Origin of the sequence: Pseudomonas sp. TREG-RG-20F-10-E-6-01 (assembly GCF_022662455.1) — a bacterium.
Lineage (GTDB): Bacteria > Pseudomonadota > Gammaproteobacteria > Pseudomonadales > Pseudomonadaceae > Aquipseudomonas.
This window is the reverse complement of the sequence record NZ_JAKNQP010000021.1, coordinates 49,080-72,397: the sequence shown is the minus strand read 5'-3', so window position 1 is coordinate 72,397 and position 23,318 is coordinate 49,080. Positions and strand designations below refer to the sequence as shown.

The 23,318-nt window shown below is 53.9% G+C and carries 25 protein-coding genes; all 25 read left to right on the top strand.

The window, feature by feature from the left end; genetic code table 11:
- Window positions 1-204 precede the first annotated feature (204 nt).
- The 25 genes from L8K08_RS29540 to L8K08_RS29420 all read left to right on the top strand — a co-directional run bounded on the left by L8K08_RS29540 (window position 205) and on the right by L8K08_RS29420 (window position 23,222).
- Window positions 205-471, top strand: a complete 267-nt coding sequence (locus L8K08_RS29540) for a hypothetical protein (protein ID WP_242201919.1) — start codon at window positions 205-207, stop codon at window positions 469-471.
- A complete protein-coding gene (locus L8K08_RS29535) occupies window positions 468-1,091 on the top strand; it encodes a hypothetical protein (protein WP_242201918.1) in 624 nt (207 codons plus the stop codon). Before L8K08_RS29540 ends, L8K08_RS29535 begins: the two co-directional genes overlap by 4 nt.
- Window positions 1,092-1,291: 200 nt before the next feature.
- Window positions 1,292-1,504, top strand: a complete 213-nt coding sequence (locus tag L8K08_RS29530) for a hypothetical protein (RefSeq protein WP_242201917.1) — start codon at window positions 1,292-1,294, stop codon at window positions 1,502-1,504.
- Window positions 1,505-1,608: 104 nt separating this feature from the next.
- Complete coding sequence (locus tag L8K08_RS29525) at window positions 1,609-1,818, top strand: hypothetical protein (RefSeq protein WP_242201915.1); 210 nt, start codon at window positions 1,609-1,611, stop codon at window positions 1,816-1,818.
- Window positions 1,819-1,964: 146 nt separating this feature from the next.
- Window positions 1,965-2,291, top strand: a complete 327-nt coding sequence (locus L8K08_RS29520) for a hypothetical protein (protein ID WP_242201914.1) — start codon at window positions 1,965-1,967, stop codon at window positions 2,289-2,291.
- 423 nt (window positions 2,292-2,714) lie between these two features.
- Window positions 2,715-3,359, top strand: coding sequence for an XRE family transcriptional regulator (locus L8K08_RS29515; RefSeq protein WP_242201912.1), 645 nt, complete (start codon window positions 2,715-2,717; stop codon window positions 3,357-3,359).
- Window positions 3,360-4,141: 782 nt separating this feature from the next.
- The gene (locus tag L8K08_RS29510) at window positions 4,142-4,957 is read left to right on the top strand and encodes a toxin co-regulated pilus biosynthesis Q family protein (protein ID WP_242201910.1); all 816 of its coding nucleotides are present in this window, start codon (window positions 4,142-4,144) and stop codon (window positions 4,955-4,957) included.
- A 21-nt stretch (window positions 4,958-4,978) separates the two neighbouring features.
- Window positions 4,979-6,781 (top strand): hypothetical protein, encoded by a 1,803-nt coding sequence (locus tag L8K08_RS29505; protein WP_242201908.1) that lies wholly within the window; start codon window positions 4,979-4,981, stop codon window positions 6,779-6,781.
- Window positions 6,781-8,091 carry a type 4b pilus protein PilO2 gene (pilO2, locus tag L8K08_RS29500; RefSeq protein ID WP_242201907.1) on the top strand — a complete coding sequence of 437 codons (1,311 nt, stop codon included), beginning with the start codon at window positions 6,781-6,783 and terminating at the stop codon, window positions 8,089-8,091. The genes L8K08_RS29505 and pilO2 overlap by 1 nt, the downstream gene beginning before the upstream one ends.
- Window positions 8,078-8,656 carry a hypothetical protein gene (locus L8K08_RS29495; RefSeq protein WP_242201905.1) on the top strand — a complete coding sequence of 193 codons (579 nt, stop codon included), beginning with the start codon at window positions 8,078-8,080 and terminating at the stop codon, window positions 8,654-8,656. Before pilO2 ends, L8K08_RS29495 begins: the two co-directional genes overlap by 14 nt.
- A gap of 14 nt (window positions 8,657-8,670) precedes the next feature.
- Complete coding sequence (locus L8K08_RS29490) at window positions 8,671-10,362, top strand: ATPase, T2SS/T4P/T4SS family (RefSeq protein ID WP_242201903.1); 1,692 nt, start codon at window positions 8,671-8,673, stop codon at window positions 10,360-10,362.
- 2 nt (window positions 10,363-10,364) lie between these two features.
- Window positions 10,365-11,423, top strand: coding sequence for a type II secretion system F family protein (locus tag L8K08_RS29485; protein WP_242201923.1), 1,059 nt, complete (start codon window positions 10,365-10,367; stop codon window positions 11,421-11,423).
- 111 nt (window positions 11,424-11,534) lie between these two features.
- A complete protein-coding gene (locus L8K08_RS29480) occupies window positions 11,535-12,203 on the top strand; it encodes a type 4 pilus major pilin (protein ID WP_242201901.1) in 669 nt (222 codons plus the stop codon).
- Window positions 12,204-12,223: 20 nt separating this feature from the next.
- Window positions 12,224-13,120, top strand: coding sequence for an ATPase, T2SS/T4P/T4SS family (locus tag L8K08_RS29475; protein WP_242201899.1), 897 nt, complete (start codon window positions 12,224-12,226; stop codon window positions 13,118-13,120).
- 2 nt (window positions 13,121-13,122) lie between these two features.
- Window positions 13,123-14,811, top strand: a complete 1,689-nt coding sequence (locus L8K08_RS29470) for a hypothetical protein (protein ID WP_242201897.1) — start codon at window positions 13,123-13,125, stop codon at window positions 14,809-14,811.
- A 77-nt stretch (window positions 14,812-14,888) separates the two neighbouring features.
- Entirely contained in the window at window positions 14,889-16,550 is a 1,662-nt protein-coding gene (locus tag L8K08_RS29465) for an EAL domain-containing protein (RefSeq protein WP_242201895.1), read from the top strand.
- On the top strand, window positions 16,550-17,005 hold the full coding sequence (locus L8K08_RS29460; protein WP_242201893.1) for a lytic transglycosylase domain-containing protein: 456 nt from the start codon (window positions 16,550-16,552) through the stop codon (window positions 17,003-17,005). Before L8K08_RS29465 ends, L8K08_RS29460 begins: the two co-directional genes overlap by 1 nt.
- A gap of 38 nt (window positions 17,006-17,043) precedes the next feature.
- A complete protein-coding gene (locus tag L8K08_RS29455) occupies window positions 17,044-17,214 on the top strand; it encodes a hypothetical protein (RefSeq protein ID WP_242201891.1) in 171 nt (56 codons plus the stop codon).
- 36 nt (window positions 17,215-17,250) lie between these two features.
- Window positions 17,251-17,943 carry a lytic transglycosylase domain-containing protein gene (locus L8K08_RS29450; RefSeq protein WP_242201889.1) on the top strand — a complete coding sequence of 231 codons (693 nt, stop codon included), beginning with the start codon at window positions 17,251-17,253 and terminating at the stop codon, window positions 17,941-17,943.
- Window positions 17,933-18,256, top strand: a complete 324-nt coding sequence (locus tag L8K08_RS29445; protein ID WP_242201887.1) for a conjugal transfer protein — start codon at window positions 17,933-17,935, stop codon at window positions 18,254-18,256. Before L8K08_RS29450 ends, L8K08_RS29445 begins: the two co-directional genes overlap by 11 nt.
- Window positions 18,257-18,280: 24 nt before the next feature.
- On the top strand, window positions 18,281-18,727 hold the full coding sequence (locus L8K08_RS29440) for a VirB3 family type IV secretion system protein (protein WP_242201885.1): 447 nt from the start codon (window positions 18,281-18,283) through the stop codon (window positions 18,725-18,727).
- Window positions 18,696-21,149, top strand: a complete 2,454-nt coding sequence (locus tag L8K08_RS29435; protein ID WP_242201883.1) for a conjugal transfer protein — start codon at window positions 18,696-18,698, stop codon at window positions 21,147-21,149. The genes L8K08_RS29440 and L8K08_RS29435 overlap by 32 nt, the downstream gene beginning before the upstream one ends.
- 67 nt (window positions 21,150-21,216) lie before the next feature.
- Window positions 21,217-21,894 carry a P-type DNA transfer protein VirB5 gene (gene virB5 / locus L8K08_RS29430; protein WP_242201881.1) on the top strand — a complete coding sequence of 226 codons (678 nt, stop codon included), beginning with the start codon at window positions 21,217-21,219 and terminating at the stop codon, window positions 21,892-21,894.
- 27 nt (window positions 21,895-21,921) lie between these two features.
- The gene (locus L8K08_RS29425) at window positions 21,922-22,275 is read left to right on the top strand and encodes a hypothetical protein (protein ID WP_242201879.1); all 354 of its coding nucleotides are present in this window, start codon (window positions 21,922-21,924) and stop codon (window positions 22,273-22,275) included.
- An 11-nt stretch (window positions 22,276-22,286) separates the two neighbouring features.
- The gene (locus tag L8K08_RS29420) at window positions 22,287-23,222 is read left to right on the top strand and encodes a type IV secretion system protein (RefSeq protein ID WP_242201877.1); all 936 of its coding nucleotides are present in this window, start codon (window positions 22,287-22,289) and stop codon (window positions 23,220-23,222) included.
- Window positions 23,223-23,318 lie beyond the last annotated feature (96 nt).

Genomic DNA, 23,318 nt, shown 5'->3' with positions numbered 1-23,318 from the left:
CAACCTCACAACCTCACAACCTCACAACCTCACAACCTCACAACCTCACAACCTCAAAAAGTTATGAGGTTTTAGATTCATGACCTCTTGAGGTTGTAGATTTACAAAGCTATAGTGTCGTAGTGCTAGAGCGCTATGACTTCATAACTGCATAGATTTTAAGGTGCATGAATTCATGGCTTTATAACTTTATGAGGTTAAGAAATGAAACCAGCAAAAGGTCTAACAGATTTAGCCGCTTCTCTCACTGCGGCTGCCTCAGCTCCACTGGTCCCTACAGCTAAAGAGGTTGAGAAACCCGTTGGGAAACAGAAGGTTAAAGCGGGAACTATGCAGATGACTTTACGGCCTCAGCGCACCCTTTACGCAAAATACATTGGTATGGCAGCAGAGCGTAGCAAGAAGGAAGGCCGCACCGTTTCGGTCCAGGAAATCATGCTTGAAGTACTGGGAAAGGGAGCTGGAGCATGAGCCACCTTATCTTTATTGCTGGTCAGAAAGGTGGCACAACGAAAACTACAACTGCTCATCTGATGAGTTTGGGGGCTATATTGCGGGGCCAACCAGCCGCTTATGTTTTGACTGACCCTCATCGGGTTCTTAAGTCAGAGGGTCGGCCCTATGGAGTCATGGATGGTAGAGACGGTAATGAGCTGGCCAAAATCATCACCGCAAGCAAAAGCACGAAGAACGGTTGGTTGATAATTGACGGCGGGGGCAACCGTCCTGAGCTGGACAAAGCTATCTCGGAAGAGGCGGATTTAACCATTTTGCCATTTCGTGGTTCAGAGGAGGATCTGGAAACTATCTCTCGTGACCTAGCTGCAATGCCCAATGCTGTAGCCTTACCTTCGGCATGGCCGACAAACAAACACGCCCAAGAGGCAGCGCAGAAATTCATTGACGTACTAGAGCAGGTGTATCCAGGTCGAGTGATTAAAACACCTATCTTTTTCGTGAACTCGGCACTTGAACTGCTTGGTCAGCGATTGGACAGTCCGTCGACACCGGTACGCAATGCAGCCCGACGAGCTTTTTCAATTCTGAACGATCGCCTGCAGATGAATTTAAACCACCAAAAAGATCAGTAATCGATCGTTAAGGTTATAGGTTAAAAGAGGAGAGCGCTTTGAGCCCTTCAGGCGCCTGAATGAGCTGCACGTAAAGAGAACCCTATGCCTGGCATTGCCTGACTGTAGAAAAGCGTACCAGCGCGTTTTTGCGAGGTCGTTTTGCTGACAAGCGACGTTTATTTCCGCGCAAATGATGTCCAGCAATTTCGGAGGTAACGATGAAAAGTCAAAAGCAAACTCTAACACGGGCTGATTGGCAGGATCTGTACGACAACAAGGCCGCCCTGGTCAAATCCCCGGAGGCGCATCAGTTCGCCCTGGATGAGCTGGCCGGCGCGTTGCACGCCCAGGGCGTGATCGATGATGCCCAGCTGGCCGACCAGCCGAGCAGGCTAACGCGGCTTACCAGTGGGGCGTGGAGGAGCAGCTAAGCGCTGAACTGAATCACCCTGACGTGAACTGAACAGAAAGGAACCCCCGCCCCCATGATCGAGGGCGCTAAACTGACGTACCAACTGACTGTTAAGGAGTGTCTATGAGCTTTGCCCATATGGGTGAAATCAAGGAAGTGAGTAACGTGATTGAAGCCAACGAGCTGATCGAGGCGGGAGCCGAGCTGCTGGCTATCGTGCCCGGCTGGACCGGTGACAACACGCCATGCACGCTGTTTTACCTCGGCCAGCCGAAGGTGAAGAAAAACCCGCTGGAAGGCTTCAAGATGGGTAAGCACGTCACCGGGGCGTGATCCCGCTGCACTACCAATAACGCCGCTTATGTCAAAAAGGCCCCCACACCCAAGCCAGGTGTGGGGGGCTTTTTTTGTGCCGGCGGAAACCAGAACCCCCTACACTGGTACACCAGCACCCCCTCACACGAAAAAAGGAATGGCCCATGCCGTTACCCGTCACGCGGTACTTTGAACAGCGCCTGGCTACCTTGCGCACACTATCCCCTGAGGTGACCACGCTGGCCGAAGACCTCGCCGCCGCACTAAAGCCGGAGGTATTGAAGGAGTCTGCTGATTGTCAAAACGAAAGGTTGTTTGACCGGATGTACGAAGTGGCCCGCCAGGACCTGACCTGTGCGTTACGCCTGGCCGCTTGGCTGTATGTGTATATGCATTTCAGGGTGCTGACCCTGGCTGAGTTCGACGCCTTTATCGGCCGAGCTATAGCGTTGGGTGGATCTAAAGCGGTGGTCGATCATGACCTCGCGTGACAGTAACGCCGACCGGTACCACCTACACGAAGCCCTGGAGTTCTGGCACGACCGCTGGGCCTTGGACGGGTTGTATGTGTCCTGAGGAAGGAAGGTTAGAACCTCTCCGGATAAAGGATATGTATTTCGTCAATACGACCTTCAAAGATCTTGCTGAGGCATTCTGCCATAGCTGCAGAAGTCCGCTGCTCGCCACGTTCTACCCTCGATAAATTGCCAGTGTCTAGCTTCAGATCGCATATAGCGGATGCTTTGGCGCAAACCTCTTCCAGCGTCCATCTACTGTCTATCCGTGCCTTTCTGAGCGGGCTCATGAAAATCCTACCAAAAAATAACAGTTCTGCGATTAGAGCAGAAAAATTTTAACATTGATCTGCGTTTGGCGCTTTGCGATATGCGCATTGCATTAGGAAAATCTGCGTCATGGATATAGGACAGATCATTCGGCAAGCACGAAAAGCAAAGAGGCTCTCTTTAGAGCAGCTCGCGAACGAGGTTGGATCCGATACTGGTAACCTTTCTCGGCTCGAAAGAGGCCAGCAAAACACCACCCCGGCCAAGCTCAGGCAAATCCTCGCTTATCTGGACATCAAGCTGACTGATGTTCAATTAACAAATCCTAAAGATATTGAAACAGCTAATGTGGAAATGACGCTGCAGCCTGTAAGACCGCCTAGGTCATACCCATTGATAAGCTGGGTTGAGGCAGGTGAGGCGTCGGAGTCTCCAGGGCGAATCGGAGAGTCACACCGAATGATCGAGTCAACAGAAAATGCAGGCCTCGAGGCTTATTGGCTCACGGTCAGCGGTCACTCAATGACTTGTGTGGGCAATCCGAGCTTTCCTGAAGGTTCTTACATTCTTGTGAGACCTGATGCCGAAATAATAAACGGCAAATACTATGTCGTTGAGATGTTAGATTCAGGCGATAAAACCTTTAAGCAATATGTTGAAGATGCTGGATACAGTTATCTGCGCCCTTTGAACGATAAATACAGAACCATTGAAATTGATGGGAACTGCAAGTTCTTGGGACGAGTAGTCGATGCCAAGATGTCTGGCTTATAATTTCGTAAACACCCATCGTTTTGCCACCTGATATCTCAGGCCAACCTCCCCAAAAGCCCCTAATTCTTGTGAAGTCGTAAAAATTAGGGCGCTTCAGCTTCTGTGCTTTTCACATTCGTTCGGTCTCCATGAGAAGCCGCCATTCGTCACGCCTTAATTTCTGTGGTTGACGCAGAAAATTGTGATGTCATACTGCCTCATATTCTGCAAATAGCGCAAATTATTTACTGCGCCTGCTTCAAGGCGCGTCTGCCGAATAGACATCGGCTGGAAGCAAGGCAGCGATGGATCGGCCTGAATGATCCAGAGGGTTGGCAACTGACCTAGGGTGCGCAGCGTAAAGCCCCAAACAAGTTTTCTGACGGACAGGGTCGCGGTCGGATTTATTACTGTTTAGCTCTAGCCCTTTCGAGGGCAGGGCTTCACTTGATCGTCTTCCTGCGAGGCCTATCAAGGAAGCTCCAAGAAGCTCCAAACAGTCACCATCAGCCTAAAAATGTTCTTATCGGCGACGACGCGAGGCTCCACATGCGGAACCTCCTGCTGCTAGCGATAGCCTTGCGATCATTTCGAATGTCAGCCGTCTCCAGCCATCTCTTATGGATCAGCCAAGCAGCTGATAAATGACATTGCCGCGCTTGTAGCCTCAATCATTAGCGCATCCGATTGCGCTTACACCGAAACCATTTGGTAGAAATGCCGAGTAATTAAATGTAAATCCCACCCCCAGATACAAGGCTAGGTTTCTCCTAGACCCTGTCACGTTCGCTACAGGTAATTTTATGAATGCCATGCTCACCGCCAATGCGGTTTTTTGTGCTGCTTTGATTTCAGGGTGCGGCACTGCGCCGATGCTGTCTGTACCCACCGGCGAGTGGGAAGAATTCAGTCAGTCTCCTGTGACACCCTCGCGTCAGTACGCTGCGCCAAGGCCGGTCGCAGCCCAATCGCCGCCACCTCAGGCTGTCCCAGCTGTTACTGCTTCTGGCCCAGTTAAAGAGGCCGGCGCCACTGTATTAAAGCCGGCAATCAACCTACCTGGTCCTGCGCTTCCGAAATCTGAGGTAGCACCAATCCTGGTACAACCAACATCGGCGCCTGTAACGAAGGTCGCTGAAGTCGTTCAATCTCACGGCAGACCGGGTCCAGCTGCCCAAGTGGTAGCCGAGGCTTCGAAGTCCGCATCTGTTGCTAATACTCAGGTGTCGTCTGCTTCTTCGTCTTCTGTTGTACCTGTGAAAACGGTTACAACCGTTGCACCGGCCAAAATCATTCCTGCTGCTATCGTGCCACCCGTTGTGGTGGCTAAGATCGCGCCGCCGCTTAAGCCTATTCCCGAGCAGTGGATACTGAATACCTCCGACGTCACGCTGCGCCGCGCGCTGGCCAAGTGGGCAAAAAAGGCCGGTTGGCAGCTGGTATGGGATGCGGCGGTGGACGTGCCGATCAACGCTTCCGCGACTTTCGAGGGCGACTTTCGCTCTGTTGTAAAGCGTCTGTTTCAATCTTTGTCTGCCGCCGATGTAACCCTTTCCGCTGTTCTCTACTCGGGCAACCGGGTGTTGCGCGTGACCGAGTCCGGACACCGCGCTCAATAATATTTTCTCTGGGGTAATTACATGACTTCGTACCTGCTGCGAGGCATTGCCGTGGCCGTTGCATTGGTATCGGCCGGATGCGGCACCTATGCCGAACGCGATAGCATTCGCAACGCAAATGCCAAAGGCAATCAAAATGTTCAATCCAGCCTCGAACGCATGCGTCAGGAAGATCTTGTGCGCGGCGCAGCAGTGCGCGAAATCGATAGCGTCTGGCTGGGCTCCAAAACGGTCAAGGTTGCCAGAGAAGCCGAACTGCCAGCTGTTTTCACTCAACCTATTCGTTTTGAATTTCCAGATCGTCCTGGATTGCCGGTCATTGCAGATCGGATCAGCAAAATCGTAGGGCTATCAGTGCGAGTGAGCCCTGACGCCATGATTCCGCTGGAAGTGTTTGCCGCGCAGAGCATGAGTGGTGCCAGCGGACTTTCGTCAGCTCAAGGCGCAGCGGGTGGGTCTGTAGCTGCAGCCAACGGCGTCACTTTACCATCGAGTGCCAGCATCCCCATGAGTGGGCCAATTGGCCAGACAGTGCCTAGCCTCTCAATGCTGTCCGGGGTGGGTGGATATAACACCATGGCTACGTCGCCTCAAATGTACAATGCGCCACGCACCTTCATCTTGGACCAGGCCAACCCCTATGGCGGGAACTTGACCGAGTTGCTTGACCAGATTTCATCGAAATTCGGGGTTGGGTGGGACTATAAGGATGGCGTCATCCTGATTTCGCGTTTGGTGACCCGTACTTACCAAATCGCCACGATCACAGATACAAATGACGTTACCAGCACCATCGCCAAAACGGCCACAACAGGCTCCAGTAACGGCAATGGCGGCGGCGGTAACGGTAGCAATATCACTCAGGCGGGTAGCGTTTCATCTTCCGCGGATGTATCGGCCAAGATGCAAGCGAGCGTGGATGTAGTCAGCACACTGAGAACTGCAATTCAAAGTGCACTAACGCCGAACCGCATTGGCAAATTGTCCATTTCGGCCTCGGGAGTGGTTACGGTTACCGATACGCGTGAAGTCCAGGAGCAAGTCGACGAGCTGATAAGCGCTGAGAACAAATCGGTAAGTCGTCAAATTCGTATGCGTATGCAGGTCATTGATCTGACCGCCAATACAGGTAATGACACCGGTGTGAACTGGGCTTGGCTGATCAACGATGCAACCCGCAAATGGAACGTCAATATCTTTTCGCCTCCATCCCAGTCAGAGAGTTCCTCGGGTTTTGGCCAGATTGGCGTTATTCGTAACGGTGACAGCTCCAAGACCTCAGCTTTTCTGCAGGCACTGGCCACTGTAGGCAAGGTCAACGTTCGCAAAGACGTTACTTATCCGATGTTGAACAATCGGCCCATTTCGAAGGCCGATACTCAGAACTTTATCTATCCCGCTCAATCCTCTGCAGCGTCGAGTAACAACTTAAACGGCGGGTCTACCGTGGTGCCAGGTGTCCAGGCGGGTCAAATGACCACTGGCACGTTCATCAACATGCGTTGTTCGATCCAGCCCAATGGATCTGTGATTGTGCAGTTCTCGATGGATGCCTCGATTCGAGGTGAGGTGCAGAAGTTTGTGAGCAACGGCGTCACGCTTCAATACCCTCAATCTTCAGCCAATCAGTACCAGATCTACACCAGCATCCAAAATGGCGAAACAGCGGTGCTCGTAGGGGAGACCAACACGCAACAACAGTCCACTGACAAGTCGTTCGATACAACGTTGTCGCCCACGTTGGGCGGAGGCGTATCGACTTCAACTACGCAGCGCGCAGTGCTGATCCTGCTGACGCCGCAGATCATCGAAGGCGTTAACTGATGTTGGCCCTCATCGAGGTTCCCGGTTTCGGGCAGGTGATTGCAGGGCTGGACTGGTTGTCGCTGAACGGCTTCGAGAGCAAGCGTAATGAGGTCAGGCACCTGGGGTTTGGCGCAGACGTGGCTTGGGAATACGTCTGGACCTTCAAGGGTGACAACCGCGAGGAGCGGTCAAGTGTCGCGCTGCTGTCAAAGCAACAGAGCCGTAAAAGGCCTGTGGCCGCTGCACCTTTGGTACAGACTGCCTTGAATGAAGACACGTTTGTCGTTCTGGTTGCGCTGACCGGTGACCAGAATGAACTGCAATATTGGTTGCTTGCCGTCGCTGATGGACTACCCGTTAAACAATTGGTTCTGGTCGGCACGCTCAATGAAGTAATAGCGGCGTTGCGTGATTACCTCAACGGCTATTCAGGTCAACCGCATCCGGTTTACACCGATCAGTCCGAAAAGCTTTACGAGCTCAATTATGACCTCGATATTCGGCAATTTTCGGTCAGTATCCTCAGCCACTCCATCAAAAAACGCGACGTTGCCAAAGCGAATTTCAGCCGCCATACCACATTGCCCATCGTGCCCATTCTGCTTGTTGCAGGGGTCCTGACAGCTGGGTGTGTGTACTGGGTTGTGGATTTTCAGGCTCAAGAAGCTGCGCGGCGTGACGCTGCATTGATACGGCAAAAAGCCATTGAACAACGCAAACAGGAGCTGAAAAGCGCGGTCTCGGCGGCGTTAAGTAGCACGGTGCCGGCCCATATCGCGGTGGCGGCCTACCTGGACACCACCCGAGACCTCAAGCGTTCGATTGAGGGGTGGAGGCTCAGCGAGTTGGAGTGTGCCAAAGATTCCTGCACGTTGACCTTTAAGGCCCAGGCCTTTGCCACCTGGGCAGGTTATCTAAAGGCGAAGCCTGAGCAATGGCCGGCTCCGGTGTTTGATAGCGATATCGAGAAAATCATTCAGCCCATTCCGGTGCAACTGCCGAGTTATGTGCCTCGTGAAGCAAACGGACTGCCGCCGGTCGATCAGGTACGCCAGGCCCTAGGTAATCTGGCCCAGATCACAAAAAACGTGGGGCTCACTATTTCAGTGCCGGCGTCGTGGCAGCGGGTCGCGGGCAACGCAGCGCTGAACAGCCCAGAAGAGCAGTGGGTGCCCAAAGCGGGTGATTTTACTGCCTCAGGTTCGGCGGTGCTGCTGGAGGACCTGGCGCAGCGCCTTCCTGATAATTGCGACGTGGTCAGCGTGACTTTCAAGCTGAGCACCCCTCTGACGTTTGAATTCAAAGGTAAAGCGTATGCAAATCCCTAACGCAGTACTTTCGGCTATTGCGGCTTTTTGCGTGGTCGCCCTATCGGGCCTGGCCTTTGCAGATGACGCACCAAAAAAGCTGCAAAACGATACGGACACCATCGGCCGGTTACTGCAGAAACAAGCGCAGCTGCTGGATTCCGAAATGGATGCGGCGATCCGTAAGAATAAGGATCAGGGCCTGGGCGCGACCAGTGCCGGCGCCAATCCGCTGGCAAGCGTTAAGCAGGAGGTCAGCGAGACAGAGCCGGTGGTCGAAGCCATATGGGGCCTCAAGGGCAAGGAGGTCGCAGAGGTCAGCTACAAGGGCCGTCGGGTGCCGGTTTCCATGCAAGAGCCGTTTATTTCGAAGGTCGACGGCTGGAAGCTGGAAAGTATTCAGCAGTACATGATCAACATGGTTCAGCTCGACGAGCGCGGCCGTGTCAACCGGCGCAAAACCATCATGCTGAACTTTCTGGGCGGCGAAGGTAGCCAATCAGCTGCCGGCGCAGCATCGGTCGCAAAACCATTTGCACCAGTCAACCCCATCACACCAGCGATCACGGCGCCTTTGATGCGCTAACCTGCGGAGCATCTATGAACACTACATCGACCCCGGCACCTGGCCGTGGATTCTTGAGTCGTGGCCGCAAAAACTCTGCCCCTGGTGACACCCAGCAGTCCATCGATCAGATGGTTGGCAGTTTGCGAAAAGCGGCAAGGGTTAAAATCAAAGCCGATGTTCCAACCTTGCGTAGGGTCCTCTCATCGGACTTTCAAGTTACTGGCAATGATTTGTCGCACATCGTTGTTGGCGATTTGGGTAACCGCGAAGCGGTGGTGCTGGTGTCTGAACAATCCTTGGGTAAGCCCTTACATGTCGATACCCGTCAGAAACTGATCACCGCAAGCTACGCCATTGCTTTCGAACGCATCGCGCCCGTGGCTGTGATTACTGACCTCAACAAAGCGATAAACGGCAATGGGGATGACGACAAATCAAGTGATGCGAAGTCTCTTGTCGAGGAGCTAATTCATGCGGCAATCGACGACGATGCCACGGATATCCACCTGTGTTGCCGAGAGAAGACCGGTATGGCTCTGTTCCGCGTACACAGCCGCATTTTCCCCAATCGCCAGTATGGTGTAGAGGAGTGCAAACAAATGGCCGGTTATTTGTTTACGCACATGTCCGAGCCCAAAACCCGCAGCCATAACACCTTCTCGCTGGAAAACAAGTCGATGAGCTGCATGGTCAAAATGCGGTTTAAAGCCACCGACTACAAACTGCGTTACAAGTACATCAGGTTGGTAGACGGCTGGGACATGGTCATCCGGATCCTTGCAGTTGAAACGCTGAATGAGCGCAACAAAACGTTTGAAGATTCTGGCTATGAGGTTTCTCAAATAAAGTTGCTGAAGCTTTGTGTCTCCCGCGCGATCGGCCTGATTGCCTTTCTCGGTCCAACAGGGTCCGGCAAATCGACATCCCTTAAAATCTGCATGGAGGCGGACCCAAACCGTAAACAACGCAAGAGATACTCCGTTGAGGACCCGGTCGAATACAAGATCTACGATTTGTCACAGATTTCTGTTCAGAAAGATGACCACGAGGACCAAATCGACAGTATTAAGGCGCTCAACGGTACGTTGCTAGACATTCTGCGCGGCGACCCGGATGAAATCATGGTCGGTGAAACCCGTGATGCGTCCACTGCCTCGATCGTTGCCGACTTCGTAATGACCGGGCACAAGCTGTACACCACGCTGCATATCTTTTCGGCATTCGGCGCGATATTGCGTTTGAATCGGCTGGGTCTTGACAGAAACGTGCTTGCCGATCGGCAGTTTTTTTCAGCGCTCGCCTTCCAGCGGTTGTTGCCCGTGCTTTGCGATCACTGCAAGGTGCCCGCCACTGAAGTGCTGCCGGATGAAAAGCTGCAGCAGCTGCAGGAAAAATTTGGTCTCGATATTTCGAAAATCTATTGCTCGGCGGAGAGCGGCTGCGAGCATTGTAAGGGCCGAGGTATCACCGGCTCTACAGTAGTCGCGGAGATCGTGGCGCCCGACAAAGTGATCCGTAATTTTATCGCCGATAGTAAGGACGAGCAGGCAGAAGTCTACTGGCGAGAGAGTCGGGTGAGTGCTTTCGATGATCCAGACATGACCGGCAAAACAGCCTACGAGCATGCGCTATACAAAATCTCACAAGGGCGCATTGACCCTCGGGACCTGGAGCGCGAGTTCGAACCGTTGGAGGTATATGAACTGGTCGAGGTGTCGTTGTGAACATGCGCTACACACTGGCCCGCTGGATGTTCAATACCTTCGGCGACAATCGGCGTGAGTTCTACGAGGACTATGCCTCTGCGCTGCGGCACAACATGGGTGGGCCCGAACGCCTTGCCAAAATGGCCCTAAGAGCACGCAAGCGGCGAAGTATATGGGCTGCTTTGTATGACCACTGGCAGCACAAAATGAAGCGCATGTCATTTGCCCATGCCCTGCAGCATACGGTGCCAGATTACGAGGTGATGGTGCTGACAGCCGCCGAGGAAGATGGGCGACTGGAACAGGCCATGCAGTATCTAGCGAGGTCACTACGGTTGTCGGCCAAAATCCAGTCGGCTTACTTCATGTCGCTGGTTTCGCCAGTGCTGACCGTGATCACACTTGCAGGCTTTTTCCTGGCTTATGCGTTGGTCATTGCCCCGCAAAACCTGCAGGTGTTACCGCTGGAGAAGTGGCCGTCACTCAGCCGCTGGCTTTATAGCTTGTCCCAAGGGTTGGTTGATGGCGGTGTTTTCCTGTGCATGGTCCTGGCGGCGTTTTTCTGGCTGATTGCCTGGAGTCGGGCCAACTGGAGCGGTGTAATGCGATCCTGGATCGACCGAGTGCCATTGCTACCGTGGCGCACATATCGAGAGCGTCAAGCCAATATCTTCATGGTGTCGTTGGCCATCTTGCTGCAATCCAATAACCACGGCCCCAAAGAAGCCTTGGAGCGTATGCGTCAATTCGCTGGTCCGTGGTTGGGTGAGCATTTAGGGAAAATGCTGAACCGGTTGAAAAAAACGCCCGACCAGCCTGCCCCTGCGTTGAACACTGGCTTGTTCCCGCTGCACATGATGGATCGCATCGAGGACTACGCCGAGCGCACCGACTTTACTGAGGCGCTGCTACTCATGGCTTCCGACCAAGGAGATAAGCAGGTTCAACGCGCGGAGCAGCAGGCAATGCTCAGCGGCTTTATAGCAATGCTGTCGGTCGGTGCACTTATGGGCCTGATCGTGCTAGCCAACTTCGAGTTCAACCAGTCTCTCGAAACCTACGTCCAGACGATCCGTTAACTGCGTCTGAGTCCACCTCTGAAATCTTCAGCTGATCCATGGAAAATCAACGTGGGTTGCGCTGTGCCGTTGATATCAAACCTTCAATTCCACTCCCTTTAGGAGCTGCATATGAAATTCCCAACTGATCCGCACAATTTTGATGTTATCGACACTAACGGACAGGCTGTCCCAATCGATAAACAATCAATGCGACTTGATCCTGAAGGACAAATAGATGGTTTACGCAAGCCCCTGGGCGAGCGTATGAAAAAGCAACGCGGGGTGTTGGACCTGCCTCAAATGGCTATTGGCCTGGTTATCGCTGTGATGGTGGCCGCAGTTGGCTATGCGGTACTTGTTCCGCTGTTCGCCAACTTCAGGGCAGGCAAGATCACAGATGCTTTCAACGCCGCGGTGCCGGCGATTCAGACGGCCTATCAAAACCGCACGTCCTTCTCTGGCATTTCAACCGCGCAGGTGGCTCAAAACCGATGGATCGAAGGAGGCATCACGGAGCTGTCTGCTGGAGTACCCACCGGTAACCTGATCACGCAATGGGGCACTGTTACTTTTGCACCTGCCTCTAACGGTACGCAGGCTCAGGCCACACTAAATAATATTCCCAGCCGTGAGTGCTTGAAGATCAGCACCGCATTGAACACCGATCAATATCTGAGTGTCGCGGTCAACGGCGCCACGGTGAAGACCGGCGTTAGTGAAATGGATTTGACCTCCGTCGGCACACAGTGCAACTCGAGTAATGCCAACACTATCGTCTTCACGTTTGGCCGTGCCTGAAGTTAAGTGAGTGCTCAGCCATGTCAATGCCCGTGATCACTGATGTGCATCTGTCCATTGATGGGCAGGGCAGTACCATCATCTTCCCTGGCCAACAGCCCACTCTCCCCGAATACCTACCAATGGTAGAGCAGCTGGTCGAAGGGATTAAGCAGAATCCTGGTCGTAAAAAGATTGTCATGCCGGGCGGAACTCGGTGGCGTATTCAGCGAATGCGGGAGGGACGTTACGCACTCCGTCAGTTGCGCGATCAATGCCCGCCGCTGGACTCGTTGGGACTGCCCAAATGGGTTCAGCAGCAACTTCTGAGTTCTAAGATGCGCGAGACCGGAGGTCTGGTGCTGATCTTTGGGCACACTGGCGCAGGCAAAACGGTGACCTTCGGCGCAACGATCATCGCTCGACTGCACTTGATGGGTGGGTACGCGCTAACGCTGGAGGATCCGCCCGAGGATCTATTGGAAGGACCCCATGGCAAAGGCTATTGCGAGCAGATCGACGTGTCGGAGTTTGGGGGCTACAAAAAAGGCGTGCGCGCTGCGCTGCGCTGCTTCCCAGCCAAAGACGCTTCGATCCTTGGGTTTGGCGAAGTCCTCACCGCGAAAATGGCCGCGGAGTTGTTTCGCTTATCTGGTGACGGTCACCTGGTATTCGCCACGGTCCATGCAAAAAGCATCCCGGCCGGGCTGGAGCGCATGGCTTCGATGGCCAAGGCCGCCGGCGAAGCCAATGCGAACGAACTCTTGAGCTCAAGCTTTCAGTTAGCCATCCATCAACGTTTTGACGACAACGGCAAACTTTGTGTCCAGGCCCTTCCTCGTGAGCACAAGGTCAATGCTCATATTCAACGAGGCGAATACGCAGCGTTAGTCCCCGAAGTCGAACGCGTGCGGCTCAGTCACCTACAGGATCGATAATGATGAAAAAACTACCGACTGCGCGCCTGCCACCCAGGCGCGCGGAGGGCGGATACCTATTGCCTCAACTCGCCATCGTAGTGTTAGTAGCAGGGGTATTGTCTTCGTATGCGGGACACCGTTATTGGCAAGGCGTGATGAACCAAAGCCGCGACGACAGTGCCAGGATGGTCGGCACCCAGCTGGCCACCGTTAACGACGCTACCAAAACGTATGCCACCACTTTCTTTACCCAGATTCAGCGAGGGCAGGGCGTTACGCGTAATGGTTACACCCTGGGCACCGAGCGCCTGCTGACCCCGAGTCTGACAGATCTGAACGCCCTGGGTTTTTTGCCCAGCAGGGCACTGAACCCGGTGATCTACAACGGCCAGGCCATCACCTACAACGTCCAGCTGCAGGTCGACACGCAAAGCGGTTGCACGGTGCCAACCTGCAACCTGCTGTTTCAGGTGGCGACATCGGCGCCGCTGATGACGCCTGGCAATGGCGCCCAGGTCGACGTGCGCCGAGCCACACTAGCAGCCATAACGGCCAGCCCGGCAAATGCCGGCGTTTCGATGCCGGCTTCGATGGGCGGCGACCCGAGCGTGTTTGTAGCTAAGGGTGGCAACCCGATCGGCAACAACGCCGGTGCGGTCGCTGGCCTGGTGGCAATCCGGAACGGCTACGACAGCTCTGGGTTCATGGAATTTGACCGGCGCGACGGGAGTTTGCCGCGCACCGGGGATATCAACATGCAGGACGCCTCGGGCGCCAAGCACAACATCAATAATGCCGGCACCATCAAAACTGACGCCTCGGTCACTGGCACTTTGCAGGTAACCGGGCTAGCCGTAGAGGGCCAACCCTGCACCCAGCTGGGCCTGATTGCAGGTAATTCCAGCGGCAAATTGCTGGGCTGCAACGGGCAGATGTGGGGCAAGGCAACCGATATGCCCAACGCGCATCGGTATTTGTTCACGGCCTCGTCCAACTGGACCGTACCTAGCGGGGTAAAGAGTGCGATGGTCACGATGGCCGGTGGCGGAGGTTCAGGTTTCGGCTGGCGTTTTTCAAACAACTACAGCACAGGATCTTCTGGGGGGTTTGTTTTCTCGGCGCCGGTGAACCTGGTGCCCGGAGAAACACTGTCTATCGTAGTCGGCAAGGGGGGGATTTCGTATGTGCCTGTGAACACAGGGATACCGGCACAAAATGGATACAGTGTTTTTGGGCCCCCGTCTGGCGACGATGGTACGGGGGGGTATCCGGGGGGATCCAGCCAAGTAGTTTCTCCCACCGCTGGTGTCTTGTTGGAGTGTTCTGGCGGCAGCGGCGCGTATGCAGGTGGCATCGATAACTATTCGGGCTCTCCAGTGGTCGGGAATTTACCTGGCGCCCAGGTGGCGACTGGCTCCGGCAATGCTGTGTATCCGTCTCCAAGTCGAGTTGCTTCTGGCCCTTATGCATCGATCAACGGCGGGCCAGGTGCTTGCGGCTACGAAGGGTACGGAATCGGAAATCCTGGCAATCGAACTTACTACAACATGGCTTCAGGTAGCTATTCAGGGGGCTTATCGCCTTTCGGCTATGGTTCGGGCGGTAGCGTTTTCATTGCTGGCTGCTATATCACTCCGACTTTGGTTGGCCAGTGCGTGTCTCCATCAGCCGGCCGTGACGGCGTGGTGATGATTGACGTTCTTTATTGACATCAAATCAAGCCAAGAAAATTACGCTCGGTAATTAACCATTTTGGTTTTCACTTGTATCTGCGTTGAGGTTTCCCATGCACAGCGAGATTTTATCGGCTCTGCCTTCAGCGATCCTGTTTGTCAGTGCCGATCAACACCGCATCAGTTATGCAAATAGAGCAGCGACCCAGCTGTTCTCTTCTTTCGAGCTGGAAAAGACAAACTTCGCCCAACTTCTAATCGATGAGCCCCAACGCGAAGCCTTTGCTGCATTCATGCAGAGTGCCGACGAGACCGGTGAGTTTGTTTTCGATGCAACGCGAGAGCCTTCGCAGATGGAGCCGATCCGGGCATTGGTCAAGCGCTCCAGCGTAATGGCAGGTACGACTTTCGAAATCCAGCCAATAGCGGATCAGTTGCCAAGTGCAGCCAATCCCCTGGCCTTGTTTGATCCTCTGACGAAATTGCCGAACCGCGAGTTACTGCGTGACCGGATGGAACAAGCCATCCACTTGTCGTCACGTCTGCAGCATTGCTATCTGGGCGTGCTGTTCGTCGACCTGGACCGGTTCAAGAAAATCAATGACACCTATGGCCATGCCGCAGGGGATGCAGTGTTGGTTGAAGTAGCGCGCCGCTTGAGTAGTAGCGTGCGCGACAGCGACACTGTTGCAAGGCTCGGGGGTGACGAGTTCGTCATGCTGCTGTGCAACCTGCCTAGTCCGGACGACATCACCGTGGTAGCCGAGCGGATCCTTGCGGCCTGTTCAATGCCGATTCAGGTTGGCACCAGTTTCTACCAGGTCAGCGTAAGCATAGGCGTTGCTGCTTGGCCAAGTGATGGGACTACTGTTGACGCGCTGCTGCACAACGCTGATCTGGCGATGTACAGCAGCAAGGGCGAAGGTCGCAACACACTGCGCTTCTACAACGAGCAGATGAACGAAAGGGCCCAGACGCGGGCTCGCGTGGAAGCAGAGCTAAAGGTCGCGCTCCGTGACGGGCATTTTGTTCTGCACTATCAGCCACAGTTTTGCTCGCGCACCAATCGCATCGTCGGGGCCGAGGCTTTGATCCGCTGGTATCACCCCACGCAGGGCTTGATACCACCGTCCCAGTTCATCCAGGTGGCAGAAGAAACCAACCTGATCACCCCGATTGGCGATTGGGTTCTGCGGGAAGCGGTCGAGCAGGGCCAGCGCTGGAAAGCCATGGGCCTCAACTTGCGGGTAGCCGTTAACCTGTCTGGACGCCAGTTCGTTGAGACACTGCCTGAACGTGTCAGCAAGGTGCTAGCCCAGTCGGCCTTTCCGGCCGACCTGCTGGAACTGGAGCTGACCGAAAGCTTTCTGGTGTCGGACACCGACAAGGCAGCGCGGATCCTGCACTCGTTACGAGCGCTGGGCGTGCGCGTTGCGCTTGACGACTTCGGCACCGGCTGGTCGTCTCTGACCTACCTGAAGAGCTTTCCGGTGGACACGCTGAAGATCGATCGCTCTTTCATCGGCTCCGCTTCAAGTGGTGTCGACGAGCGCATTGTGCGGACCATCATGAGCATTGCCCGTGAGTTCAACCTGACTACGCTGGCCGAAGGTGTGGAAACGGATGAGCAGCTTGCCAGCCTGCACAGGCTGGGCTGCGATGCCTGGCAGGGTTTTCTGCTGTCACAGGCAGTTGGGGCAGATGAGTTCGCGGATTTTTGCCGCAGCATGGATCCGTCGCAAGGGCGTTTTTCCTTGCCTCAGAGTTCGCAGTAATGGACCTGCTCACACTGGTGGTGGCGTGTGCGCCGTTTGTTGCGAGCAACACCATGATGGCAGTGCTGCAGCATGAGTCAGCGGGTAATCCCTGGGCGCTGGGCGTAAACGGTGCAGAAAAGTTCCAGCGACCCACGGACTACCGATCTGCAGTGCTTGAGGCTAAACGCTTGATCGCCAAGGGGGCCAGCATCGACATGGGCCTGATGCAGATCAATTCGCGCACGATGGTGAATTTGGGCCTAACAGTTGAACAGGTCTACGACCCCTGCTCGAACGTTTACGCCGGCGGCGTGGTGCTGACGCGTAATTACGTCAGGGCTTCAGACAAGTTTGCCGATCCTCAAAGTGCTTTGCTGGCCGCGCTGTCCGCGTACAACACCGGGAATTTCCGCTCAGGGCTGAAGAACGGATACGTGCGCCTGGTACTGAACCAGGCGCAGCGTTCTCCCTGATCACTGAGCAGGAACAACGCCAATTTTAGGAGCAAGTCATGTTTTCAGCAGCATTGATATTGGGGGGATTGATCATGGCGGGTTGCGCATTCATATGCATCGCTCTGGATTCAATCAGAGATGAAATGGAGCGCGCCAATGACCTGAAAGAAGCAGAAATACGCAGCAAGAATTTCGCGGCGACAGAGCCCGGTTCTACCTCGAACTAATTCACCCATAAATCGATAAACAAGGAGTTTCCCAACATGCTCACCACCAGTGCCTTCCTGGCCCTGGCCCTGCAATGCGCTCCCTCCATACACCCCGCCACGCTGACCCCTATCGTCAATACTGAATCTGCTTTCAACCCCTATGCCATTGGCGTGGTCGGCAAAGTGTTGCCGCGTCAACCGCAGAGCCTGAAAGAAGCAATGACGGCGGTTAAAACGTTGGTGAAGGAGGGCGCGAATTTTAGCATCGGCCTGGGCCAGATCAACCGGCAGCATTTTGATGTTGCCAAGGCGGAGCAGGTTTTTGATCCCTGCACCAATTTGCGGATGACAGCTCAAGTGCTGAGCAGCTGTTACGTGGAATTCCGCAAAGATGGTGAGGATCCGCAGACGGCTTTGCACAAAACCATCTCTTGTTATTACAGCGGCAATCCGAAGCGAGGCTTGCAGGCTGAAGCAGAGTTCGGCGGTACCAGCCATGTACAACGCGTGCTGGCCAATGCGGACACCACCTCCGTTCAGGTTCCCGCCCTGGTGAAAAACGCTGATCCGGCTCCTATCAACCCGGCACAGTCAGCCGGGACAACTGCTCAACCGACCTACGAAAGCTGGGATGTGTTGCGCCAGTACCCGCGCCTGACCCCCCCTGTTCAACACGCTGCACCTGCACCTGCAGCGCCAAAACCTCAAGCCAAAACACCTGTAGAGGAAACACCTGATGACCAATAAACAACGTCAGATTCAACGCATTGCCCTGGCGGTGTTGTGCTGCATGCCCGCTCTAGCCATGGCTGACTGGGTTTCTACTTTGCAAACCTGGGGCACCAACATTCGCCTCGGACTCTATACCCTCGGCGGTACGTTGGGGCTGGCATGCCTGATGTGGTCGGGCGTCCAGTGGTTGATCGCGCGCAGTACTGGTGACCGCTCTCACACCTTCATGGACTACCTGCAGCAGGTCGGTGTGCTTGTCGTGGTCGGGGGGACCATGGTTCTCGGCGCTGCGGCCTGGCAAGTCTTCGGCTCCGGCACCCCGGCCTAACCCTTTAATCGTCTAGGAGGTGTGATGGCTGCTAACGATGCCCTCAAAAAACTGATCTGTCCCAGCTACAACGGCATGAGCCGGCCGGCGATGTACTGGAATGTCCCCATCATGCCGCTGGTTGGTCTTTTGATGGGGGCCTTGATCTTCGGCGTCGCCGCCACTGCGCTGCTCTCGTGGGTCTGGGGGCTCACTATCGCGGGCCTGTTCCTCTCGGCGCTGGTCGTACTGCGCCTTATCTGTTTGATCGATCCCCAGTATCTGCGCCGTGTTCGTTTCGCAGTGCGGCGGCTCAAGCTGAACTTCACCTACGGCAAGCCCTTGTTGCTGACCTCCTTTAATCCTCGTTGGAGCAAATTTTATGGCGAGCGCTTTTCACAAACACGTATTGCCGCCGGAAGTGAAAGTGCCGGCGATGAAGTACCCCGTACACGAGCACATGTCGACACTGGACGGCAATCGCCTCATTAGCCTCATTGTGCTTAAAGGCATCTCTCACGATACCCGTGATGATGACGAACTCATCAAGTTCTACTACCAACTCAACCGCTATTTCGTGGCATTGGGCAAAAAGGAAGGTAAGAACCTGATGCTGCAAGCTTTTACCACCAAGACCGGTATCGAACTGAATACCCAGTACGATTTGCCGCTGCCAGTGCTGCAGGACTTCGTGGATGCCTACACGGCTCCGTTTCGTGACGGCACCTTCCTTGAGGTCGGTTACAGCATGGCCCTGATCCTCAAGTACCGAGACCTGGATGAAGGCATCGGGCGCATGAGCGAGCTGCTGACCATTTCAAAGACAATGCTCGAAAAATATGACCCGGCCTTCATGGGTTTGGAAGAAAACGAGCATGGTGCGCTGTACTCGCAGACGGCCCGGTATTTCGGTCTCCTGCTCAATGGTCACGCCAAGGATGTGCTGGTCAGTGATACGCGTCTGGGTGACGCCATGATCGACAGTGTTACCAGCTTCAATCAGTACGATTTCATCGAGAACCGGCCCAACGTCGGGGGCAAGCGTTTTGCGACAACCTACGATCTGCGCGACTACCCAGGCGGTGGTTCCTACCCCGGCATGTGGGATGAGGCGATCGAGCAGCAGTTTGCTTTCACCCTGGTGCAGACGTTCATCTTCGAAGACCGTAACAAGGCCAAGAGCGATTTCAAAAAGCATATCGCTGACCTGGGAGCTGTCGAAGATGATTCACCTCAAACCAAGGAGCTTCAAAAAGCGATTCAGGATATCACCATGGGTGAAAAGGCTTTCGGACGCTATCACGCTTCGCTAATCGTCTATGGCGATACGCCCGATGCCGCGATTGCGAATGGCGCCAAGATGGAATCGGTGTTCTCGGTACATGACGCCACGTTTGTGCGCTCCACCATGAGCAACATCGACACTTGGTGCACACAGTACCCTGGCGTGACCGAGGCCATGTACCCGATGGTGAAGTCGACCGAGAACCTGGCCTGCAGCTTCTCCTTGCATGCCACACCGTCCGGCAAGGCCAAGGGCAACCCGGTAGGAGACGGCAGCGGTCTAATACCCATGCTCACGCCGAACAAGGCATTGTACGTGCTTAATCCACATGACAGCCCACCGGGCCAGAACAACCTCGGCGAAATGTTGCCCGGTCACATGTCTCTGACGGGGCAGTCTGGTGTAGGTAAGACCGTCGTGGCGGCTTCGGTTCTGACGTTTTTTAGCCGCTTTGATCCGTTGGTGTTCTCCATCGATTATAACGAATCGCTAAAACATATCCTGATGGCGCTTGGTACGCAGTACTTCACCATGCTGCCAGGCCAGTTCACCGGCATGAACCTCTTTCAGCTGCCGGATAGCCCAGGGCTGCGCCAAGTGCTGTTTGACCTAGTGCGGTGCTGCGCTGGTCGCGGCACCGGCAACCAGAATCGCGACGAGGAAGAAGATAAGGATATTCAGGATTCGATCGATGCGGTGATGCGCCATGCCAACGTCCGTAATCGCGGCATGTCATTGCTTGTGCAGAACTTGACTAATAAAGGTCCCAACAGCCTTCGCAGTCGTCTGGCTAAATGGTGCCGATCGGTGGATGGCCGGGAGGGTCAGTACGGTTGGGTACTGGACTCACCAACTCACCAGTTCGATCCGAAAACCTATCGGCGTCTGGCGTTTGACTGTACGCAGATCATCAAGAAAGAGTATTCCAATCGGCACCCGGAAGTGGTCGAGGCGTTACTGACTATTTTGTTTTACCTCAAGCGCACCATGCACCAGGCGCGACCTGGCAGCTTGCTGTTGAACTTCATCGCTGAATACTGGGCACCGCTCTCGTTCGAACGTACCGCCGACGCCATGCATGAAATCCTCAAGAGCGGCCGGATGCGCGGCGAGATCATGATCATGGACACTCAGTCGCCGGAGGACGCTCTGGAGACAAAATACGCTCCGGCAGTCATCCAGCAAATGATCACGGCCATATGGTTGCCCAACGACAAAGCCAATCGTGAGAACTACGGCAAGTTTGGGGTTCACGGCAAAGTGTTCGATGCCATTGCTGACATGGGCAAGCTCAGCCGCGAGATGGTGGTGGTGCAAGGACATCAAGCGGTCAAGCTCAAGTTTGAATTGACCGACCAACTCAAATACTGGCTACCGCTGCTGTCTGCGACAAATAAGAACCTACCCGTCGCCGAACGTGTGCGCCAGGAACTGGGAACTACTGACCCTGCGATCTGGGTCGATGAGTTTCTGATTGCCGAAGCGGTGCGCCTGCGGCTTAACACCGACGATCCCGATGTATGGCTGCCTGCCTACCACGATGCGAGACGAATTCGTGCAGATCTGCAGACACGCGATGCTCAAGTCTGGATGCCGGCGTTTTTGAAGGCCTGGAAGCTCGATCGATAGCCGTTAGCCAATAAATATGCAGGTGCCTGAAACGGTTGGGTATCGACGCGAAATCGGAGTTCAACTCATGAAAAAGAAACTTTTAGCAATGACGCTCAGCGCCGTTGTCTTTGGGGGAACCCAGCTGGTGTACGCAGGAGGCGTGCCGACCTTTGATGGCATTGGGGCGGCTTTGTTGGAAAGTAATGCGGTAGCTCAGGCCAAACAGGCCCTGGATGCGCTGAACACGGCCAAGGACGCCATTCGGCAGGCAGAGGCGCAGTACAACAATTATAAAAGCATGGTCACTGGTAACGACAAGCTAGGCAGTTTTTTAAGCAATCCGGCCATGAACAAGGTCCTGCCAATGGGCGATTGGTCAGAGGTCTACAGTTCAGTGCAGGATATTGCAGGGCTTCGCAGCCGCTATGGCCTGACGTCGAGCAATGCCAGCGTGCAGGCGCGTTTCGATCAGATGCTGGCCGCCACGGATGCGCTGGAGCGCACATACAATGCCAGCACGGTGCGGGTTACAAATGCCGAGATGTTACGTGCGAAACTGGATACCGTGGAAACCCCACAGCAGAAGGAGGATTTGCAATTGCGATACCAGCAGGAGTTGATCGAGCAGAATAATCAGCAAATGCGCCTGGCCAATATGCAAATGCTCCAGCAGCAGCAAGATAAAATGGAAGACGCTAAGCGCGCACAAGCGTTTAGCGATTATATGAAAGGGAAGTCTAATGTCATTCCAAAATATGACTAGTTTACCAAAAATATTGGAGATTAAATTGTGATTCGGAATACTAAGTTGTGGGTAGTATTTATTTTTATAGCCTTTTTTGTCTCAGGTTGCGGCGAAGGGAAAGGTGACGGTTTCGTTGGGAAATGGGTAGGTAAGAACAATGAGCGGATGCTCAAGCCTTCTTATGTGATGATCATCTCTAGAGATGGTGAAAATTTTCACGTTGATATTGCTACTACTCAGGATGCTTTTGGCGTAGGCAAGCCAACTACAAGTAACAGAAAGCTTGAAGCAAAGGCAGAATCAAATACAGTCTTAAGTATGTTTGGTGGTCTTGCAACCATGCGTCTGGAAAAAGATATTTTAAGCTTTGATGGCACCTCTTTTACTAGGTCAGATTAGAAGGTGAATATATGAACTTAACCAACATTGCTCAAACGTTGTTTTCTTTCGTTGATGCGGCGTTGAAGAGCACCTTGGTAACTGGCATGTCTAAGGTAATGTTGGGCCTAGGGGCTCTATTCGGGACGATGTGGTTACTTCATTTTACGCTTCGAAGTATTCAATGGTTGTATCGAGGCATGAGTGTCGCTTTCGAGGATGCGGTAAAAGAAATCGTGAAAATGGCTTGTGTTGCAGCATGCGCCTTCAATATACCGTGGTACGTAGATACAATCGTCCCCTTTGTAACCGAGTTTCCTAACTGGATGGGTGGGATTTTGTCCGGTCAGGAGGGGGCTCAAACTAACCAAATCGACAGCCTGGTTGTGACTTATTGTGATAATTTGCAGACCCTTATTGCTGCTATGAACTTCAACATCGTTACCAATAGTTTTGCTGATGTCTGGCTTGGAATACAGGGAGTCGTTTTTTTTGTACTTGGAGGGATACCATTTCTACTGGCTGCAGTAGCCACGCTTTTTATACTTAAAGTATCCACAACAATAATTTTGGCCGTGGGTCCCTTATTTGTTGCCTTTATGATGTTTGATCAAACCAGGCAGTACTTCTATGGTTGGGTTTCAGCGATAGCGGGATTCATGTTGGCTCAGGTGCTGATTTCAGTAGTCCTAGCAATAGAAATTGCCTTTATCAATACCGTGATGATCAGTGACGGTACTATGAATACAAGCCTGGCAGGTAACCTTACGATTTTGCTTGTTTTCCTAACGTTCACCGCGCTTGTAATTGAGCTACCCAGTCAAGCTGCTTCAATTATGGGAGGAGGTCCTTCGGGAGGAGGGCTTATCAGCCAAATTTCTGGATTTGGTGCTGCTAAACGCATGACTAGTGGTGTCGCCGCCGGTATTTCGAAAGTGCGCGGTAAAGGTCGCAATAACATTACGTAATGTCCTCTCGAAGACTCCAGTCCTCAGCCGCGTAAGATTCTTCCTCGCTACAACAGGTAACCCTCAATGATTTTCAGACTTGCATTAAGCGGGCTG

Excerpts from the sequence above, each read along its gene's own strand:
- L8K08_RS29480 (WP_242201901.1), top strand. The coding sequence starts at position 11,535 with ATGAAATTCCCAACTGATCCGCACAATTTTGATGTTATCGACACTAAC.
- L8K08_RS29535 (WP_242201918.1), top strand. The coding sequence starts at position 468 with ATGAGCCACCTTATCTTTATTGCTGGTCAGAAAGGTGGCACAACGAAA.
- L8K08_RS29540 (WP_242201919.1), top strand. The coding sequence starts at position 205 with ATGAAACCAGCAAAAGGTCTAACAGATTTAGCCGCTTCTCTCACTGCG.
- L8K08_RS29450 (WP_242201889.1), top strand. The coding sequence starts at position 17,251 with ATGCTCACCACCAGTGCCTTCCTGGCCCTGGCCCTGCAATGCGCTCCC.
- L8K08_RS29520 (WP_242201914.1), top strand. The coding sequence starts at position 1,965 with ATGCCGTTACCCGTCACGCGGTACTTTGAACAGCGCCTGGCTACCTTG.
- L8K08_RS29465 (WP_242201895.1), top strand. The coding sequence starts at position 14,889 with ATGCACAGCGAGATTTTATCGGCTCTGCCTTCAGCGATCCTGTTTGTC.
- L8K08_RS29455 (WP_242201891.1), top strand. The coding sequence starts at position 17,044 with ATGTTTTCAGCAGCATTGATATTGGGGGGATTGATCATGGCGGGTTGC.
- L8K08_RS29475 (WP_242201899.1), top strand. The coding sequence starts at position 12,224 with ATGTCAATGCCCGTGATCACTGATGTGCATCTGTCCATTGATGGGCAG.
- L8K08_RS29445 (WP_242201887.1), top strand. The coding sequence starts at position 17,933 with ATGACCAATAAACAACGTCAGATTCAACGCATTGCCCTGGCGGTGTTG.
- L8K08_RS29495 (WP_242201905.1), top strand. The coding sequence starts at position 8,078 with ATGCAAATCCCTAACGCAGTACTTTCGGCTATTGCGGCTTTTTGCGTG.
- L8K08_RS29505 (WP_242201908.1), top strand. The coding sequence starts at position 4,979 with ATGACTTCGTACCTGCTGCGAGGCATTGCCGTGGCCGTTGCATTGGTA.
- L8K08_RS29510 (WP_242201910.1), top strand. The coding sequence starts at position 4,142 with ATGAATGCCATGCTCACCGCCAATGCGGTTTTTTGTGCTGCTTTGATT.
- L8K08_RS29490 (WP_242201903.1), top strand. The coding sequence starts at position 8,671 with ATGAACACTACATCGACCCCGGCACCTGGCCGTGGATTCTTGAGTCGT.
- L8K08_RS29470 (WP_242201897.1), top strand. The coding sequence starts at position 13,123 with ATGAAAAAACTACCGACTGCGCGCCTGCCACCCAGGCGCGCGGAGGGC.
- L8K08_RS29460 (WP_242201893.1), top strand. The coding sequence starts at position 16,550 with ATGGACCTGCTCACACTGGTGGTGGCGTGTGCGCCGTTTGTTGCGAGC.
- L8K08_RS29525 (WP_242201915.1), top strand. The coding sequence starts at position 1,609 with ATGAGCTTTGCCCATATGGGTGAAATCAAGGAAGTGAGTAACGTGATT.
- L8K08_RS29440 (WP_242201885.1), top strand. The coding sequence starts at position 18,281 with ATGGCTGCTAACGATGCCCTCAAAAAACTGATCTGTCCCAGCTACAAC.
- virB5 (WP_242201881.1), top strand. The coding sequence starts at position 21,217 with ATGAAAAAGAAACTTTTAGCAATGACGCTCAGCGCCGTTGTCTTTGGG.
- L8K08_RS29420 (WP_242201877.1), top strand. The coding sequence starts at position 22,287 with ATGAACTTAACCAACATTGCTCAAACGTTGTTTTCTTTCGTTGATGCG.
- L8K08_RS29435 (WP_242201883.1), top strand. The coding sequence starts at position 18,696 with ATGTCGACACTGGACGGCAATCGCCTCATTAGCCTCATTGTGCTTAAA.
- L8K08_RS29485 (WP_242201923.1), top strand. The coding sequence starts at position 10,365 with ATGCGCTACACACTGGCCCGCTGGATGTTCAATACCTTCGGCGACAAT.
- pilO2 (WP_242201907.1), top strand. The coding sequence starts at position 6,781 with ATGTTGGCCCTCATCGAGGTTCCCGGTTTCGGGCAGGTGATTGCAGGG.
- L8K08_RS29515 (WP_242201912.1), top strand. The coding sequence starts at position 2,715 with ATGGATATAGGACAGATCATTCGGCAAGCACGAAAAGCAAAGAGGCTC.
- L8K08_RS29530 (WP_242201917.1), top strand. The coding sequence starts at position 1,292 with ATGAAAAGTCAAAAGCAAACTCTAACACGGGCTGATTGGCAGGATCTG.